Raw genomic sequence first — 18044 nt, 5'->3', positions numbered from 1 at the left:
ATTCCATAATAGCTACTAGAGGAAGCGTAAATCTGAGCATTTAGTGATAAGGAATGAGCGAATTTTGCTCCGTTTTTTTAGGTGAGGAAGTATGATTCACTTATGCTTTTAATTGTTGTGCAAACGCAACGAAGCTCTCTAGTGAATCTGCATTGCTTAAAGCTCCTTTATTAACAACCTGCTCTGCTGGTTTTCCCATCAATAATTTCTTTACAGGAATCTCTAGTTTTTTCCCATTTAATGTTTTAGGTAGATCAGAGACTTGATGAATTCCGGTTGGTACATGTCTTGGAGAACAGTGAGTTCGAATATGTTTTTTAATTGATTCCTCTATTTCAGTAGTTAATTCATATCCCTCTTTCATAACAACGAAAAGAGGTACAAAAGAATCTCCATCTATTTTTGGTATATCAACAATTAAACTATCAGCTACCTCCTGAACATGGTCTACTGCACGATAGATTTCACTAGTACCAATTCGAATACCTCCACGGTTGATTGTTGCGTCTGACCTTCCATAGATAATACATGTATTTCTTTCCGTAATTTTAAGATAATCCCCATGGCACCATATTCCAGGGAAGACATCAAAGTAGCTATCGTGAAGTCTCGATCCATTCGTATCATTCCAAAAATAGATTGGCATAGACGGAAAAGGTTCAGTTAAGACAAGCTCACCGACATTTTCTATTTCAGGCTGTCCTTGCTCATTAAAGCTTTCAATTTTAGCACCTAGACCACGGCATTGTAATTCTCCGGCATAGACTGGAAGTATCGGGCAACCTAATATAAATGCTGTACATACATCCGTTCCCCCACTTGCAGAAGCAATCCAAATATCTTTTTTTACATTTTCATAGCACCATTGAAATCCCTCTGGTGGTAGAGGTGAACCTGTGGAGCTAATATTCTTTAGATAACGAAGGTTAAACAATTCTTTTGGTTGGAATGTATCCTTCATACATGCTGTAATATAGCTTGCACTTGTACCCAGAACAGTCATTTTTGTTTCTTCAGCTAGTTTCCATAGCTTTTCTTTCGTTGGATAGCCAGGATTTCCATCGTATAAAATGATGGTACTACCGGTTAGTAACCCACTAATAAGGAAATTCCACATCATCCAACCAGTAGTCGTAAACCAGAAAAAACGATCATCTTCTCCTAGGTCAACATGGAAGGTTAATGCCTTTAAATGCTCTAGTAAAATTCCGCCTTGACTTTGAACAATTGGTTTTGGCTTTCCAGTAGTACCAGATGAAAACAATACCCATAAAGGATCATTGAAGGATACATATTCAAAGGACAGCCTTTGATCCTGATGTTGAGATGGAATAGCTTCCTTCCATAAGGTCACAGACGGAAGCTGTTGAAAGGTTGCCTCTTTATCTAAGTAAGGAATTGCAATCGTTGCTTCGAGTGTTGGTAAGCTAGCTTCGATAGTAGAAGCTACTTCTGTTCGATCAAAATCCTTTCCCCCATAGCGATAGCCATCCACAGTGAAAAATACCTTCGGTTCGATTTGTTGAAAGCGATCAATGACGCTCTGTGTACCAAAATCAGGAGATGCACTAGACCAAATAGCGCCAAGGCTAGCTGTAGCCAAAAATGCTACCACTGATTCATATATATTAGGTACATAGGCGACAACACGATCACCTTTGTTAATTCCTAAGTTCTTTAGTGTGTGTTGCATAGCTACTGTATCTTGGTATAATTTTTGCCACGTTACTTCCGTAGTGGTACGGATTTCTGATGTATGAATAATTGCAGGCTGTTCAGAGAAAGCACGCTTATTAAAGATATGCTCGGTATAATTTAATGTAGCTTCTGGAAACCATTTAGCTCCAGGCATTTGATGAGACGTTAATACAGTTTGATATGTATCCTTTGCTTTAATCTCGAAATACTCCCAAATAGATGACCAAAATGCTTCGATTTCATTAACGGACCATTTCCAGAGGGAGTGATAATTCTGAAAGTCTAAACCTTTATGCTGTTTGAGCCAATGTATATAGTGATTAATTTTCGAGTTTTTTTTCCTCTCGTTACTTGGCTCCCAAAGTAGTGTACCTTCACTTACTTGTTTCAACTCGTTCCCTCCTGTTCATGAAAAAGATTACTTCTATTATATGTAAACGCTTACGGTCTGTAAAGGAACCTATATTTCTGGAAAAACTTATCGGATAGGGGCAGTACGGAAGCTCCAACTCAAGTGTACCACGTCCCTTTATTGGACGTGGTACACTTGAACGTTCTATTCTATACGAGCAAAAGGCTTTAATTGTTGGCTAATATATCAGAAAAAGTTTTCATATAAGCTGGTAAATCAGGTGGTCGCCGACTCGATACTAGGTGACCATCTACTATTACTGCTTTATCTACCCAATTGGCACCTGCATTTTTCATGTCGTCTTTTATTCCTGGAGTACTTGTCACTTGTTTTCCTTGTAAAATATTTGCAGAGATAAGTACCCAACCGGCATGACAAATTTGGCCAATAGGTTTATGTGCTTTATCCATTTCTTGAACCATTTTAATAACCTCTGGATATCTTCTTAATTTATCTGGTGCCCAGCCACCTGGTACTAGAATTGCATCGTATTCTGAAGTCTGTATATCAGTGAATGCATAATCTGATATAGCTGGAACACCAAATTTTCCATGGTATGTTATTTGTGCTTCCTTACCAATTAAGTGAACCGCTGCCCCTTCTTCCTGCAAACGTAAAACGGGATACCATAGTTCAAGATCCTCAAAATCGTGTTCAACTAATGCAATAACCTTTTTATTATTTAAGCGCATAGGTCCCCTCCGTTATTCTAAATATAATGTCAGTGTAACAAAATTGGATCATAAGAAGAAAGCAGAAAGAACATATAAAAGCTTATTTTTGCTGTTTTTCTCGAATAGAAGCATTTAATGTAGTTTCTATTCGCTTTGTGATCATTTGTGCAGCACACCAAAATAGTAAATAGGTAAGGAGGAAAAAAATATACTATATCTAGCTGGCTCTTTTTCATTATTACAGACGTGACAGTATGCGTAATGAATTATGGTATAAGATACGTTATTTGCTGTTTAAAACAATCAAAATGATGTATAAGAGCAAGAAGTAACTTGTATGTATTCAAAAATATTGGTTTTGGAGGACTTGCTTTTGGAATGTTATTGTTTAGTGAACGACTTGCTATGTTTAAACATTGAAGAGGTGAAGTAATGAAAAGTATTAGTAACGTCTTCGGGATTCATTAGCCCTATGTATCGTAGTAGTAAATTTGGGGTTATTTACGCCTAAGCATTTAGTAGCGTATAAGAGTATTCAGCAACAATAACTGCTCTTATATCTGATTATTTTAGTTGGTATTATTTGTTGATTGTTATGCTTGTGTATTGTATTTATCTTAATTTCTCTAGGTATGGCAACGCAAAGCTTGGAAAAGAAAATGATAAGCCCGAGTTTAGCTTAACATCTTAGTTTGCGATGCTTTTCCGTGCAGGAATGGGAATAGGTCTGGATGTTACAAATGGAACATTAAACCCACATAACTCTGTCAAAATTATGTGAAAAATAATGCAATCGGCAGTTGCGGGCAATAATGGTGTATTTTAGCGGTATACTAAGTTTACAGAATATGCTTATTATTGCAGCCTTGCCTTTTCCGTAGTTATTCTGCTGATGGGTAAACCTATTAGAAAACTGCGCAAACGGAATACCGACAATGTAAATAAAAAACGTCGCACTTAGCCCCCGATTAAATTTTTACCCTGAAGAGACGGCTTTTGTCATCTAGGTTTAAAGATGTAACCGTGAGGGCAAGTGCTTACGTTAGATACGAGCGCGATACATTATGAAGAACTTCTTGGAATATAATATGCTACCTTATCTGATTTGGGTGAGTAATGCTTATTTAAATAATGGCAGTTTTTCTAAGAAGATAATATCATCACGATTAGCAGCATCCCCTTCTGCTAAAATCGCAGCTTTTGCAGTGACGTGACCTCCTGCATCGGCGACTAAGCTCTCAAGTGCCTTCATCGATTCGCCAGTACTAATAACATCGTCAATTAATGCAACCCTTTTTCCCTTTATTCTGGCTACATCGTGTTTATCTAAACATAGTAATTGTTGTTTTTGTGTGGTGATGGAATTTACCTCGTGAATCAGAACATCTTCCATATAGGGCTTCACGCTTTTACGTACAACAATATAGCGATCCATTTCTAGATGCTTTGAAAGCTCATGAATAAAGGGAATTCCCTTGGCTTCTGCAGTGACAAGTATATCGACCTCTGGTAATTTTTCAGCTAATAATGGTGCAGTAGCACTAATTAATTCCGTATCGCCAAGAACAACAAAGCTTGCAATTTTCACTTCGTCATTAATCGGAATGATTGGTAAATCTCTTGTTATTCCTGCTACCTTTAATGGATAAGTGTTCAAATCAATTCCTCCTAAAAATGTTATCGTACAATGGTAGTAGATTATGTTTAAAAAGCGTATATTCTATAATATTTAAATGCCGAAGATACTTAGTAGAAATTGCATGACAATGCCTGCTAACATTCCTAGGAATGGATCAGCAATGGCAGTTACTACCATTGTTACTCCAGCAATGATAGTTGAACCCGATCCATCTGTGCCAAGAGCTGCAGCTGCATTACCAGGTAGCGTAACAATGGCACCTAATACAAATAAAAAACCAGCTATAGATGCACTTGGTACAAACTTACCTATTTTCGGTAGTAATCGTAAGAATAAAATAATTGCCATAATGATCATCATCAGTACACCAGCCCATACAGTGTGTGGTGCACTTGCAGTTGCTGAAATTACCACTTCAACCGGTCCTCCACCAAAAAGTGCGGACCCCATATCTGCTAAGCTGCTAATAATTGTGATCGTGTCAACATTTACATCAGTAGCAGCAATCTCCCCATTTATTTTCCCGAATGCAATGTTAGCTCCAATATTTAAGCAAACCATAGCTAAGGCACCACGAATGACCATAGGGTTTAGCAGTAGTTTTTGTAGGGAAATTTTTTCTTTAGGCAGGTCCTTTTTGCCACCTGTTTGATCTTTTTTCATAAAGAAATAGATTACACTAGATAGAATAACGGAGATTGTAATGGTGTAAACAAGGTCTCGCGTTGCGACATATACAAGTAATGCGCTGGCAAAGGATGAAATACCAACAATACGATCTTGCTTCGCCATATCCCAGGCGACTTTTGCCAGCATTATTCCTACACCAGCCATCATACCATTAGTTATGACTGGACCAATCCAATCAATAATCTGTTCTAGTAGACCGAATAAACCAATAACAAGCATGATAAGTGCACCAAAGAAAATCATGGAGAGTCTTTCTCGCATGTTTTTTCCCATTGTACCAGCTAAGGTGATGGTTTCTGCTTGATAAGAAATGACGGCTACATTACTTGTTACCGCGTTCCCGAATGCTCCAATGATAAAGGCGATGGCGGTAGGTACAGAGGCGAAGCCAAATGTAAGTGCTAGTAATCCTTGTGGAAGGCCATTAAGCACACCACTAATTGCAGCTAAAAAATCTTTGATGATGTCCATCTGTTTTTCTCCTTTTCCCCCCGGGAAATGAATGGTGACTACACTACCAACGAATATAATGATAAGAAAAAACCGCCCAAAAATTGAACGGTTTTTCGCTAGAGTAAAAGCACCGTCCATAGTGAAGTAATTTACGGTTACTTCGTAGAGACTCCCAATCCATATTATTGGGAATATATGGGGTATATTTTTTATTTTTTACGAATGACAATGCCATTATAATATAAAATGTTTACTTTTTGTAGGTAAAAAAATGGAAAACAGCGAAAAAACAATGATTTTTTAATGTAAATCCATACAAAAGAAAAGGAGGGACAAAAGCGTTTTGTTTACTTCAAACAGGTTCTATCGCTGCTCCAGCAAAAATACTTCGCTATCTGCGAGCAAGGATTTAGTTGTACTTTTACTGCAGGGTAAGGAAGGATTAGGCAGCGATACATCGTACGCAGAAAAATGCTCTTCTTTTCAAGGAGTTTACGTATTTTGGCTGCAATTCGTAGTAACATTTATCCCACATATAACTGCAGTAAGAACCTAACTACAAGGAATAAAGTGAAACCACTATTGGTAAGTGGGGGATCGACCGCCAGTAAAAGGGCCGATTGGACGTTAGGTCATACCCTTGTGGTGGTACTAATCATCAGTGTGTGATAAACAAACCCCAAGGATTTAAGGTTCACTTTATTTTATCGTTCGGCTTTTGGGTTTTTCATTCGTCCCAGACCTTTGAAACAATTGATGCGAGCAATGGTTTGGTTACTACCACTCACTGAGGGAACTTCACACAGTTATTCAGCTCGTTGGAGTTTCGTATATGCTTATTGCATCTACCCCTTTTAAGATATCACCTATAGTAAAAGGATATTATCCTTATGATCGAAACCATTTTTTAATCTTTGAAAGGGTGGAGGATTGTTTATCATTTTGTTCTTCTTGTTTTTCTGATTGAATCGGATCAGTTTGTATAAAAATATCTTCTTTATCAATGGCATAGTCATAGGTTAAAACTGCTCCAATATCCGTTTCTACTTCTTCATTGGTTACGGTTGAATACGTAATATGGTACTTATTTGCTAAGTGTTTTTCTTCCTTTAAAAATCGATGAGAAACATCGCCATTAATAAGTAATGTTGCCTTAGGATGTTCTTTCATCGCTTCCTCTAGTTGAGCTAAGCCTTTATCAGACATAACTTGTCCCTTTGTTAAGGCGAGAACAATTCGTTCTCGAAGTGTTCCTAGAAATTGTTTACGTTCATGGTCTTTTGGTAGTCTCGTGCCATACATGCCTTCTGTAAGATAGTCATCTACATTTTTCTTACTCATCTGTATTCCTCGCTTTTTTAATATAGTTGTTGTTTTATCCCACAAATAACTGGCACTAATACCCCCACTTCAAGCAATAAAGAAACCAATATGGATAAGTGTGAGTCGCCTGCCAGTAAATGTTCGATCAGTTCAAAGGCCTTTAGGTCATACCCTTTTGGTATGGTACTAACCATCAGCAAGGAGAACCCCCCCACGGATGGAAGTTTCACTTTATTTATGGAATGACTATAATTGGAATTGTATTAATACCTCTATTGTACAAATGCCCCCTGTTAGAAGCAACGAAATTAGTGTTAAATAAAAAGTGGGCGAGACAAAAGAAAGGAAGTTAAAGAAAATCTGAACTATAATCCGAGTATACGAAGTGATATTCGGATCGTAGTTCAGATTGTTTTCGTAGTCTAAGAAATTATAAAATTAGCCCAGATATACCAGGCTTAGTTATCCTTAACCACAATAATATCCATGTTAGTAAATTATTTTCCTTTTATTCGTTTATTAGCTTGATCGCTTCGTTGTTGAGCTTCTTTATCCTCATGATCTGCTAATTCTTCAGAAAACTCAACATCAATACCATCTGACTTTTGGTTTTTAGGAGTTTGTGAAAGAAAATTATTCTTTGATTTATGATGCTCATCTTTTCCCATGTTTTCACCTCGTTTTTATGATCTCATGGTTATTATGCATCATAAATAGCTTTTCTATTTACGATCGCCACCTAGTAAATCGAATAAACCTCCGGCAATACTTCCTTCCCCTTTTGATCCACCCTTTTCAGGAGCGGCAGCAAAGATTCTACTAGCCAGTCTACTGAATGGAAGTGATTGTACCCAAACAGTTCCAGGTCCGCGTAATGTCGCAAAAAACAGTCCTTCCCCGCCGAATAATGCGGTTTTTACACCGCCAACATATTCAATGTTATAATCAATACCTGAATCCATCGCAACAAGGCAGCCTGTATCTACGCGTAGTGATTCTCCGACACCAATTTCTTTTTTATGTATGGTACCACCCGCATGGATAAACGCCATTCCATCTCCCTCAAGCTTTTGCATAATAAATCCTTCACCACCAAAAAATCCTGTCCCAATTTTTTTCTGAAACTCTATACCTACCGAGACTCCTTTTGCAGCTGCAAGAAACGCATCTTTTTGGCAAATTAACTTGCCATCAATTTCACTTAAATCCATCGGAATAATTTTACCTGGATATGGTGAAGCAAATGCTACATGGCGCTTTCCTGTACCTTCATTAGTAAATGCTGTCATAAACAAACTTTCTCCGGTAAGAACTCGTTTTCCTGCACCAAATAATTTACCCATCAAGCCTCCATCCTCTTTAGATGAGCCATCTCCGAAAATGGTTTCCATTTTGATTTGTTCATCCATCATCATTAAACTTCCTGCTTCAGCAATAACGGTTTCTTGGGGATCTAATTCAACCTCAACAAACTGCATGTCATCTCCATACAACTGATAATCAATTTCATGGTTATTCATAAGACCACTCCTTTTAAAATTGGAAAAATACGTACTTTTCTAGTATACGTATAAAAATGCTTTTAAGATTCAAAAAGATTGGGAATTCAAACAAATAGAAATGCTATTATTCCATATACTAGTTAATGGGATATAAGCTACTTAAAGGAGGGTGTACGTTGTCATTAAATTTAACGCAAAAATTAATTAAAGATCACTTAGTAGCTGGTGACATGGTTCCGGGTGAAGAAATTGGTCTGAAAATGGATCAGACCTTAACGCAGGATGCTACTGGGACATTGGTCATGTTGGAATTAGAAGCTATGGAATTGGATCGTGCAAGAACAGAAGCGTCTGCGCAATATGTAGATCATAACCTTATTCAAGAAGATAATAAAAATCCAGATGATCATCTATTTTTGCAAAGTGCTACCCAGCGCTTTGGACTATTTTATAGTCGACCAGGTAATGGGGTAAGTCATCCTGTTCATATGCAGAGATTAGCAAAACCCGGTAAAACATTACTTGGCTCTGATAGTCATACGTGTGCGAATGGATGTATGGGAATGCTTGCCATGGGTGCAGGTGGAATTGATGTTGCACTAGCAATTGCTGGAGAACCATTTTACGTGAAAATGCCAAAGGTCTGGGGCATACGCTTATCGGGAAAGCTGCCTGATTGGGTAAGTGCCAAAGATATCATATTAGAATTACTTAGAAGGTATGATGTGAAGGGGGGAGTCGGTAAGGTTATTGAATACTATGGTCCGGGTTTACATCAATTAAGTGCAATGGATCGACATGTTATTGCAAATATGGGTGCTGAGCTAGGCGCTACTGGTACTGTCTTTCCATCAGATAAAGAAATTAAACGTTTCCTTAAAGAACAAGGAAGAGAAGACGATTGGATAGAATTGACTGCTGATAAAGGAGCGAGCTATGATCTTGAGGATGAGATTGATTTCACGTCATTAGAACCTCTTATCGCAAAGCCGTCTAGTCCCGGAAATGTTGTGCCTGTTCATGAATTGATAGATACGCCGATATATCAGTCATATATAGGCTCGTCTGCTAATCCTGGATTTCGAGATTTTGCAGTTGCTGCGGAAATAGTAAAAGATAAGCAGATTGCTGAGGGAGTTTCTTTTGATATTAATCCAACATCGAGGCAAATGCTTCAAGACTTAGTGAAAGAAGGTCATATAGCTAACTTGTTACAAGCTGGAGCACGATTACACCAAGCAGGATGCAATGGCTGTATCGGTATGGGGCAAGCTCCGGCTTTTGGTAGAAATAGTATTCGCACAACCCCTAGGAATTTCCCTGGGCGATCTGGAACGCGAGAGGATAGTGTCTTTTTATGTAGTCCAGAAACAGCCGCTGCTTCGGCTTTAAATGGAAAAATTACAGATCCAAGAACATTAGGAATGAACTATCCTGCTGTGAAGTTGCCTAAACAACCTACTGTTGATGAGCATTTACTAGAGGAGCCATTGCCTTATGATGAAGCAAAAAGCATACGTTTGCAAAAGGGACCAAATATTGCTTCGATTCCTAAAATGGATGAAATGCCTGACGAGATAGAAATACCTATTTTATTAAAAATGGGAAATAATATCTCAACGGATGAAATACTTGCAGGCGGAGCTCGTGTACTTCCTTATCGTAGTAACTTACCAGAAATCAGTAGGTTTACCTTTGAGATTATCGATGAAACTTACTATGAGCGAGGTAAGGAAACGGTAGATAAAGGTGGGCATGCAATTGTCGGTGGTTTTAATTATGGTCAAGGTTCAAGTCGAGAACATGCGGCACTAGCTCCAAGATATCTTGGTTTACGAGTAGCTATTGTTAAAGATTTTGCTCGTATCCATTGGCAAAACCTTGTGAATTTTGGTGTGCTTCCTCTGACCTTTGTGAATGAAGAAGATTATGATTTACTGCAGCAGGGGGATGTTTTAAAGGCTACAGATTTAAGGAGAAAAGTAAAGGAGGGAAAACATTTTAATATCGAGGTAAAAGGAAAGAAACAGCAAATTAAGGTGAAGCATACGTTATCTGAACGGCAAATTGATATCATGCTAAAGGGTGGCATTATTAATTGGGTGAAGGATCGTAGTGTAAAACAAGGATAACAAAGGAGGCAATAGCATGAGTCGAAAAGACAATCGATGTAGGGTATGTGATGGTACTGGTTTATTGGCGGATGATGAAGGTTGGCAATATCGATGTTCTGTTTGTAATGGGGATGGTATTTATGGTCGAGAAGATGAAAACAAACCAGCACGAATTATGCAAGTAGATGAGAATAATCGGTTGTTGGATTAATAATGAGACGGGGACAGAACGATTCCGAAGACCCCAGAAGAGAGACTGAGGTCGTACCCTGCCGAAAGAGACATTTTAATTGAGTCATGAAATGAACTACCTATCTCCAGAACAATAACCCGAACTTTATCTGGTTTAGATAAAGTTCGGGTTTTACATCTTTGTAATGTTTCCACTAACGTATTATACATTATACAGTTGTGTCATAATGCTCTTCTGCTGCTCATATAAAAACGATATATGTTTGTTGAGTATAGGAAGCAGTCGTAGATATTTTCACTGTGTAGATTATTTTGTTATGGTATAAAGCATAAATCGTCTTAACAAGAGAAATGCTTATGTTTTCTTGCTTCATTTAAAAGCCTGTAAGATGTATAATTAAAAAATATAAAAAAGCTATAAAGTGGGGAAAAGCATAATTCATCTTCATGATTAGCTTTCAAGAAGGCTGAATCGTAGCTATCAGCCCTTTTTGTACTAGTTTAGGAAATTATAAAATTTACCCAAGTGAATAAATATGGGCGTGTTGAGCCGCGTCCAGCTCTAGTGTCCAGAAACGAAGTGAATTCACAAATCGCTCTAAGCTAAGTCATCATGGGTTCGCAAGCTCACCGTAATTCAAATTATCTCCGTTGCTAGTCGCTACATTTCTAATCGAGTGCTTGCGCTTTTGTTCTTGCTTCTAAAAATAAAAAGGTGGTTTTTATGACGAAAATGGATGATAGACACCAACAAGGGGAAAATATTGAGGTGTGGGAAGACTTAGTTAATATTAAAGATTTACTCCTATCTATTGTTATTTGTACGATAAGTACACTGGGAGGTTATCTTATAGCCCCAAATGAACCTCCAAAGCCACTTATTTTTGGTTTGGTCGGCGCTGTTGTAGGATTTATTATTACTAGCGTTGTAATTAAACCAAAGCGTCGTTTTCGGTATATGGACGAAGAGGAGGATTAAACAATGGATATGGTATTAATCGTTGAATTAATAGCTGCATCTGCTATCGGTGCTATGTTATACACGATTATAGGAATTGCCCCAGGTACAGACGAGACAGCTGTTCTTGCTCCAGTCACACTTGTATTAGTGTTATCTGGCTTTGAACCAATTGTCATTTTAGCCTTTTTTATTTCGGCAATTGTAGCTAAAAAACTGACGGATTCTATCCCTGTTGCAATAGCTGGTATACCTGGAGGAGTTATGTCTGCTCCTATGGTAGAGCACGCAATGGTATTAAAAAAGCATGGTATACCAGAGCTTAGTATACGAAAAATGGCATCGGGTTCGGTTATCGGAACGATGATTGCAGTTCCAATGAGTCTTTTGCTGGCTAATCTAATCGCTCCTTTATCGGATTACATAACAGAATATGCGAGTCAAATCTTTTTGGGGGGAGCTATTTTTTTAGCGTTGATGACGAAAAATCGCTGGATTGCACTATTATCCATTCTCCCTTTTGCTTTTATTATTCAAGGCCTACGAATTTTTTATTGGGAAGTCGGGATCGTTCCTGAAGATAAAACAGTATTCACATCTTTCTTTTTAGGAATTACAATTGGACCAGTCATCTTAAAACTAGCAGAATTGTTAAACCCAAAATCGCGGCGAAAGATGCCACGTTATGGGAAAAAAGAAATTGCAATGAGAAAAACTAGAAAAACAAAAGGATTTCCGAATCCATTTAAAATTCTTGATAGAAAAGAGATTGGGACTACATCGCTTTCCTCCTTTTTAGGTGTATTGACATTTTTTATGAGTCCTGTGGGAATGACAATTTTTTTAGGTGAAACGTTAACTAGTCGGATAAAAGATCCGGTAAAAAAAGCTACACGGGCTATATCTAGTATGGATGGACTAACAAATGCTGCGTATATTTCAGGAACGCTTATTCCTTTAATTGCAATTGGTCTTCCTTTATCACCAACGGCAATTGGTCCTGGAGGTGCTTTATTTAATGCACCGCCTGTTTTTACAGAGGAGCATAATATGCATCATATGTTAACAATGCCCGATTTCATTCTAGCAACAGTGATTGGATCAGTTGTTGCGATTAGTATAACGTTTTATATTACTATTAAGTATGCGCAGCAAATTTGTGCGTTTGTTTTTCGATTTATTCCACATGAGGCAATGCTCGGTTTATTTTTTGGTTTAGTAATTATGCTAGCTTTTATGGATGCCGGGATTGTGAACATAGCTGGAGTGCTATTAGTTGCTTTAGTTGCTGGATTCCTTCATCGAAAAGGGGTTAATTATGGTGTGCAATTTATGACCTTGTATGCCGCTCCATGGTTAGTTTCTTTATTTATGTGAACTTTTTAAGTTGGTCATATAGTACATGGATATGAATGAAAATGAACGCACTTGTATAGTTACTATTAGTAGACAGAATTACAAGATAAATACCATTGCGCTCTAGGTTGTCGGCAGGGTTACGTTCTTGTTTGTCGGTTGATCGTATTTAGCATCAAGGGTAGTTAAAGCAATTCAATTAGGACAAAATCAAAGGAAAGCATCTACTGTTACGCGATTATACGTAGCAATTGAAAAGAGGTTAACGAATGCAAGAATTAGGCTTGATTAGTATCGTTGTTGTTATTGCTTTAGGTATATTTTCACAATGGTTTGCATGGAGAATTCAATGGCCATCTATTGTCATCATGTCAATAGCTGGACTGTTAATCGGACCAATATTTGGATTTATTAATCCAGAGCAGGCGTTAGGAGATTTATACAGTCCTATCATTTCTCTTGCTGTTGCAGTAATTTTATTTGAAGGTAGTACTACACTGGATATCCGTGAGGTCAAAGGGATTTCAAAATCTGTTTTTCGAGTTGTAACCTTTGGCGCATTTCTTGCCTGGGTTGGAGGGTCCTTAGCGGCACATTTTATTGCCGGGCTTAGTTTAGAAATAGCATTTATTATAGGGGGGCTATTTGTAGTAACAGGGCCGACAGTAATTATCCCCTTACTACGACAATCAAAATTAAAACCAAGAACGGCAGCTGTTTTAAAATGGGAAGGAATTATAGTTGATCCTGCTGGACCATTATTAGCCTTATTCGCTTATGAGGTTATTAAAGTAATTACAGATGATACGTTACATGCAAGTGCTTTGGGCTCCTTTTTCCTTGCCTCCTTCTTAGCTATCATCATCGGTTATCTATTTGGTTTCTTATTAAGCTTTATGGCCAGCAAAGGGATGTTCCCAGAGTATTTAAAATCTCCAATTACACTGTCCCTAGTATTTATTTGCTTCGCGTTAAGTGAAGTTATTATGCATGAGACTGGAATGTTAGCAGTCACCGTAATGGGTTTAACCTTGGCAAGAACCAAAAAATATGTCTCTTCACTTGGGAATATAAGTCACTTTATTGAAAATATATCTGTTTTATTAACGTCAACCATTTTCATTCTATTAACTGCTTCGCTCACTAGAGAGACGATTGGAGAAGTATTTACTTTACCAATTCTCGGATTTGTTTTAGTCATGCTATTTATTGTTCGGCCATTATCTATTTGGATATCTACAATCGGTACGGAACTAACAGTAGCTGAGAAAACACTCATCGGCTGGATTGCTCCTAGAGGGATTGTGGCGCTGACCGTATCGGGATATTTTGCTTCTACATTACTTAACGATGGTTATGGGGGGGCTTCTATCTTGACAGCTCTTACATTTGCTTTAGTATTTATAACGGTTTGTGCACATGGATTTACGTTAGGGCCATTGGCAAAGAAACTAAAATTAGCAAGTTCAGAGCCGCCGGGGATATTAATTGTAGGTGCTAGTAGTTTTTCCATTGCTTTTGCAGAAGCGGTGAAAGAACTAGGAAACCCAGTCTTAATTAGTGATTCTTCTAGCGGAAGACTATTTCAAATAGAGCAAAAAGGGATTGCAACATATCGTGGGGAAATCCTTGATGAACATAGCCAATTTGAAATGGATATAACACCGTACGAAAAGATATTAGCTATGACAGAGGATGCGACGTACAACGCACTCGTAGCCCAATCCTATATACCTGAATTTGGCTATAATAATACGTTCACTATACCTTCTGAAAGGTCTGGGAATAGGGATGAATCACAGATCCCTACTTCAGTAAAGGCACATTTGTTGTTTGGTAAAGAACATGTATTCAAAGAATTGAATAGAAAGATTAACACAAACTATTCCATTCAAACAATGAAAGTTGTTGAGAAAATGGAAAAGAAAGAACATGTTCCAGTGGATGGTATTCCGTTATGTATTCGTAAGAAAAATGGTACGATTGAATTTGTTACATTACGTAAAATGCCTACAATGGATAAAGATGATCAACTCGTATTTTTAGCAAAGAATAACTAAAAATGTATTTACTCATAATCCGAACTGATTTCGTTCGGATTATTTGTGTACTTCTAAACAGGTTTTAGCTTCGATCCAGCAAAATACTACGCTTTTCTCGGACACAACTTCAGCTTTCTCGGAGAGCAATGACCATTCCTACGGGATCTTCAACTCGTACTTTTGCCGTAGGATAAGAAATGCTTCGTAAGTCGTATGGATAAGTTTAGTTTTTCTATCGTACTTGTGAAACTTTTTGATTGATAATTCGTATAATTTAAAAAGTTAAAGGGTGGGGGTATTGAGGAAATATGGTATTTTTTTATTCGTATTCTTAGCATTGATTGCTGGATGTAGCTCTTCATCAGAGAATAAAGAAAAGCAGAAGGAGAATCATACGATGACAGGATTTTGGCAAGGAAAAATTGAGATTCCAAACCAATCACTAGCTATTGAATTGGATATTAAAGGGGTAAAAGATTTAACTGGTACGATAAGTATTCCTGTTCAAGGATTAGTGAATTATCCTTTATCCACTATAGAATTAACGGAAGGACAGCATATCGTTTTTACAATGAACATGCAAAATCAGCTCATTTCTTTTGCAGGGGAAATTAAGGGAGATGCTATATCCGGTACGTTTACGCAAAATGGTCAATCCTTTCCCTTTCAATTAACCAAAAATGATAAAAAGGTAGTAAAACAAGAAGAAGGGAATTTTCTAGAGGTAAAAACGGATACAGGAACGTTATTTGCTGAATTAGAAAGTCCTGAAGGTGACGGACCTTTTCCTATAATGATAATTATTCCAGGATCGGGACCAACAGATCGTAATGGAAATTCTATCGGCTTTTCAGGAAAAAATGATAGTTTAAAACGCTTAGCAGAAAACCTTGCAAAGAAAGGGATAGCAAGTATTCGGTATGATAAACGGGGTGTTGGTAAAAATCAGCAAGCTGTAATAAATGAATCGAAGTTGCGCTTTGAGGAATTTGTTCATGATGCATCTCTATGGATAGACAAGCTACAATCAGATAAACGATTTTCTAAAATAGGAATCATTGGTCATAGTCAGGGCTCACTGATAGGGATGATTGTCGCTGCTGAACAAAACATTGATGTGTTTGTATCGATTGCGGGAGCGGGACGCACCATTGATAAGGTTATGTATGATCAGTTAAGTGAACAGCTTACGGATGCCGCTCTTGAAGAGGTACAACGTATACTATCTAAATTAAGAAAAGGTGAGACTGTTAATCAGGTTCGTGATGAATTACAAGCTATATTGAGGCCAAGTATTCAACCGTTTTTGTCATCGTGGATACAATATGAACCAACGCAAATCATTAAAACATTAACTATTCCAATATTAATTGTCCACGGTGAGCATGACATACAGGTTTCTGTTAGTGAAGCTGATGCGCTAGCTGAGGCAAATTTAGATGCAACCAAATTTATCGTGGGGAGGATGAATCATGTATTAAAGGAGGCTCCTGCTGATCGTGATCAAAACATTCAAACATATACCAATCCAGATTTACCACTGGCACCAGGTTTGACAGAGGGGATAATTGATTTCCTTAGACAAGTTGAATTTATAAATGACTCCACTAATGGAAAATAGATATGCTACTATGGAGAAAAAGGTAAAAAGGGGAAGTTATGCTATGCAGTCGAAGCATCCGATTCACTTGGATAATCGTATTCGCCTAATAGATGGCTTTGATTTAGGTGTTCCTAACCGTACTGGTACGTATGTTATTGATGAGGAACAGCTAACAATTGTCGAAACTGGCCCAAGTCCATCTGTAAGGCATGTCAAGAATGGTCTAGAAAAGTTAGGCTTTCAACTAGATCAAGTAAAATATATTATTGTGACACATATTCATTTAGACCATGCTGGGGGAGCAGGCTTATTAATCAGAGATTGTCCAAATGCTTCTGTTATTGTGCACCCGCGTGGAGAAAGGCATTTAATTGATCCTAAAAGACTTGCAGCAGGAGCTAGGGCTGTTTATGGTGATAGTTTTTCGGAACTATTCGAACCGATTGTCCCTGTTGATGCGGACCGAATAATTGTTAAAGGCGATGGAGATACGCTAGAAATCGGTTCCAGTTGCATGCTTGAATTTTTAGATACTCCAGGCCATGCCAAGCATCATTTTTGTATTTATGATCCAATAAGTAATGGGGTGTTTACTGGAGATACCGTTGGTGTTCGTTATCAGCAATTAATAGATCAAGGCGTTCCATTCTTTTTACCTTCGACATCGCCAAATCAGTTTAATCCAGATGCTATGCAAGCTGCGATTGCTCGTTTACAAGCATTAAATCTGGATCGGATTTATTATGGACACTTTGGAATGACGAATACTCCCAATTTAGCACTACAGCAAGTAGCGAATTGGCTTCCTCTTTTTCTGGATATCGGTCAACAGGTATGGAAGGAAGGGCTTGGTTATGATGAATTAGCTAAGCGTCTATTATCAGCGGTTAAAGTTGAATTACGAGCAAAGGGTATTCCAGATGACCATGAGGCTTATATTGTAATTAATTTAGATATGCAAGTTTGTGCCTTAGGAATTATTGATTTCTTTAAAAAATTAGAAGAAAGATAAGTGTGTTTGAACTCACAGATAAAATAGTTAATATAAAAACTTTCACGGGAGAGCAATTGCTTGAACACATAGAGTGCATATGCGGAGCTACAGGAAAATTTCCCTTATTAGAACAGCTATTGGAAGTGGGGGATAAACAAAACCCCCCACGGATGGAAGTTTCACTTTATCCCGCATATAACCGGCAGTAAGCTCCCCACTTCAAGCAATAAAGAGAAACCACTATTGGTAAAGTGGGTGATCAACTGCCGGTAAATGTCCGATTGGTTCACCTAACCATCCGTGGGGATAAACAAAATCCCCCACGGATGGAAGTTTCACTTTATCCCGCATATAACCGGCAGTAAGCTCCCCACTTCAAGCAATAAAGAGAAAC

At 37.9% G+C, this 18044-nt stretch carries 16 protein-coding genes and 1 riboswitch; of the genes, 8 read left to right on the top strand and 8 right to left on the bottom strand.

The window, feature by feature from the left end; all coding sequences use genetic code 11:
• Positions 1-100: 100 nt before the first annotated feature.
• Both Q1A47_RS16195 and Q1A47_RS16190 read right to left on the bottom strand, forming a co-directional pair.
• Positions 101-2089 (bottom strand): acetoacetate--CoA ligase, encoded by a 1989-nt coding sequence (locus tag Q1A47_RS16195; protein WP_166530770.1) that lies wholly within the window; start codon positions 2087-2089, stop codon positions 101-103.
• A gap of 188 nt (positions 2090-2277) precedes the next feature.
• A complete protein-coding gene (locus Q1A47_RS16190) occupies positions 2278-2802 on the bottom strand; it encodes a type 1 glutamine amidotransferase domain-containing protein (RefSeq protein ID WP_026682927.1) in 525 nt (174 codons plus the stop codon).
• Positions 2803-3379: 577 nt separating this feature from the next.
• On the opposite strand from Q1A47_RS16190, the gene Q1A47_RS16185 reads away from it, so the two are divergent.
• A complete protein-coding gene (locus tag Q1A47_RS16185; protein WP_152525458.1) occupies positions 3380-3475 on the top strand; it encodes a BCCT family transporter in 96 nt (31 codons plus the stop codon).
• Positions 3476-3904: 429 nt separating this feature from the next.
• Here Q1A47_RS16185 and Q1A47_RS16180 read toward each other — a convergent pair whose 3' ends face one another.
• The 6 genes from Q1A47_RS16180 to Q1A47_RS16155 all read right to left on the bottom strand — a co-directional run bounded on the left by Q1A47_RS16180 (position 3905) and on the right by Q1A47_RS16155 (position 8409).
• On the bottom strand, positions 3905-4441 hold the full coding sequence (locus tag Q1A47_RS16180) for a phosphoribosyltransferase family protein (protein WP_026682926.1): 537 nt from the start codon (positions 4439-4441) through the stop codon (positions 3905-3907).
• Between the two features lie 72 nt (positions 4442-4513).
• Complete coding sequence (locus Q1A47_RS16175) at positions 4514-5584, bottom strand: guanine permease (protein ID WP_026682925.1); 1071 nt, start codon at positions 5582-5584, stop codon at positions 4514-4516.
• Between the two features lie 99 nt (positions 5585-5683).
• A riboswitch (purine riboswitch) is annotated at positions 5684-5785 on the bottom strand.
• A 669-nt stretch (positions 5786-6454) separates the two neighbouring features.
• Positions 6455-6907 (bottom strand): YueI family protein, encoded by a 453-nt coding sequence (locus tag Q1A47_RS16170; RefSeq protein ID WP_026682924.1) that lies wholly within the window; start codon positions 6905-6907, stop codon positions 6455-6457.
• Between the two features lie 17 nt (positions 6908-6924).
• The gene (locus Q1A47_RS16165) at positions 6925-7089 is read right to left on the bottom strand and encodes a hypothetical protein (RefSeq protein ID WP_162986351.1); all 165 of its coding nucleotides are present in this window, start codon (positions 7087-7089) and stop codon (positions 6925-6927) included.
• Between the two features lie 297 nt (positions 7090-7386).
• A complete protein-coding gene (locus tag Q1A47_RS16160; protein WP_080668770.1) occupies positions 7387-7557 on the bottom strand; it encodes a YfhD family protein in 171 nt (56 codons plus the stop codon).
• Between the two features lie 54 nt (positions 7558-7611).
• Complete coding sequence (locus tag Q1A47_RS16155; RefSeq protein ID WP_026682923.1) at positions 7612-8409, bottom strand: TIGR00266 family protein; 798 nt, start codon at positions 8407-8409, stop codon at positions 7612-7614.
• 158 nt (positions 8410-8567) lie between these two features.
• On the opposite strand from Q1A47_RS16155, the gene Q1A47_RS16150 reads away from it, so the two are divergent.
• The 7 genes from Q1A47_RS16150 (at position 8568) to Q1A47_RS16120 (ending at position 17668) form a co-directional block, all read left to right on the top strand.
• Entirely contained in the window at positions 8568-10523 is a 1956-nt protein-coding gene (locus Q1A47_RS16150) for an aconitate hydratase (protein ID WP_026682922.1), read from the top strand.
• Between the two features lie 16 nt (positions 10524-10539).
• Positions 10540-10716, top strand: a complete 177-nt coding sequence (locus tag Q1A47_RS16145) for a hypothetical protein (RefSeq protein WP_162986352.1) — start codon at positions 10540-10542, stop codon at positions 10714-10716.
• A gap of 714 nt (positions 10717-11430) precedes the next feature.
• On the top strand, positions 11431-11676 hold the full coding sequence (locus Q1A47_RS16140; RefSeq protein WP_026682921.1) for a hypothetical protein: 246 nt from the start codon (positions 11431-11433) through the stop codon (positions 11674-11676).
• 3 nt (positions 11677-11679) lie between these two features.
• Entirely contained in the window at positions 11680-13032 is a 1353-nt protein-coding gene (locus Q1A47_RS16135) for a tripartite tricarboxylate transporter permease (RefSeq protein ID WP_121604450.1), read from the top strand.
• Between the two features lie 248 nt (positions 13033-13280).
• Positions 13281-15071, top strand: a complete 1791-nt coding sequence (locus tag Q1A47_RS16130; RefSeq protein ID WP_026682919.1) for a sodium:proton antiporter — start codon at positions 13281-13283, stop codon at positions 15069-15071.
• A gap of 280 nt (positions 15072-15351) precedes the next feature.
• The gene (locus tag Q1A47_RS16125; protein WP_246484834.1) at positions 15352-16674 is read left to right on the top strand and encodes an alpha/beta hydrolase; all 1323 of its coding nucleotides are present in this window, start codon (positions 15352-15354) and stop codon (positions 16672-16674) included.
• Between the two features lie 43 nt (positions 16675-16717).
• The gene (locus Q1A47_RS16120) at positions 16718-17668 is read left to right on the top strand and encodes an MBL fold metallo-hydrolase (RefSeq protein ID WP_026682918.1); all 951 of its coding nucleotides are present in this window, start codon (positions 16718-16720) and stop codon (positions 17666-17668) included.
• The last annotated feature ends 376 nt before the right edge of the window (positions 17669-18044 follow it).

This window comes from uncultured Virgibacillus sp. (assembly GCF_947495635.1).
Classification (GTDB): Bacteria; Bacillota; Bacilli; order Bacillales; family Amphibacillaceae; genus Virgibacillus; species Virgibacillus salarius.
This window is presented reverse-complemented; position numbering and strand designations above follow the sequence as displayed.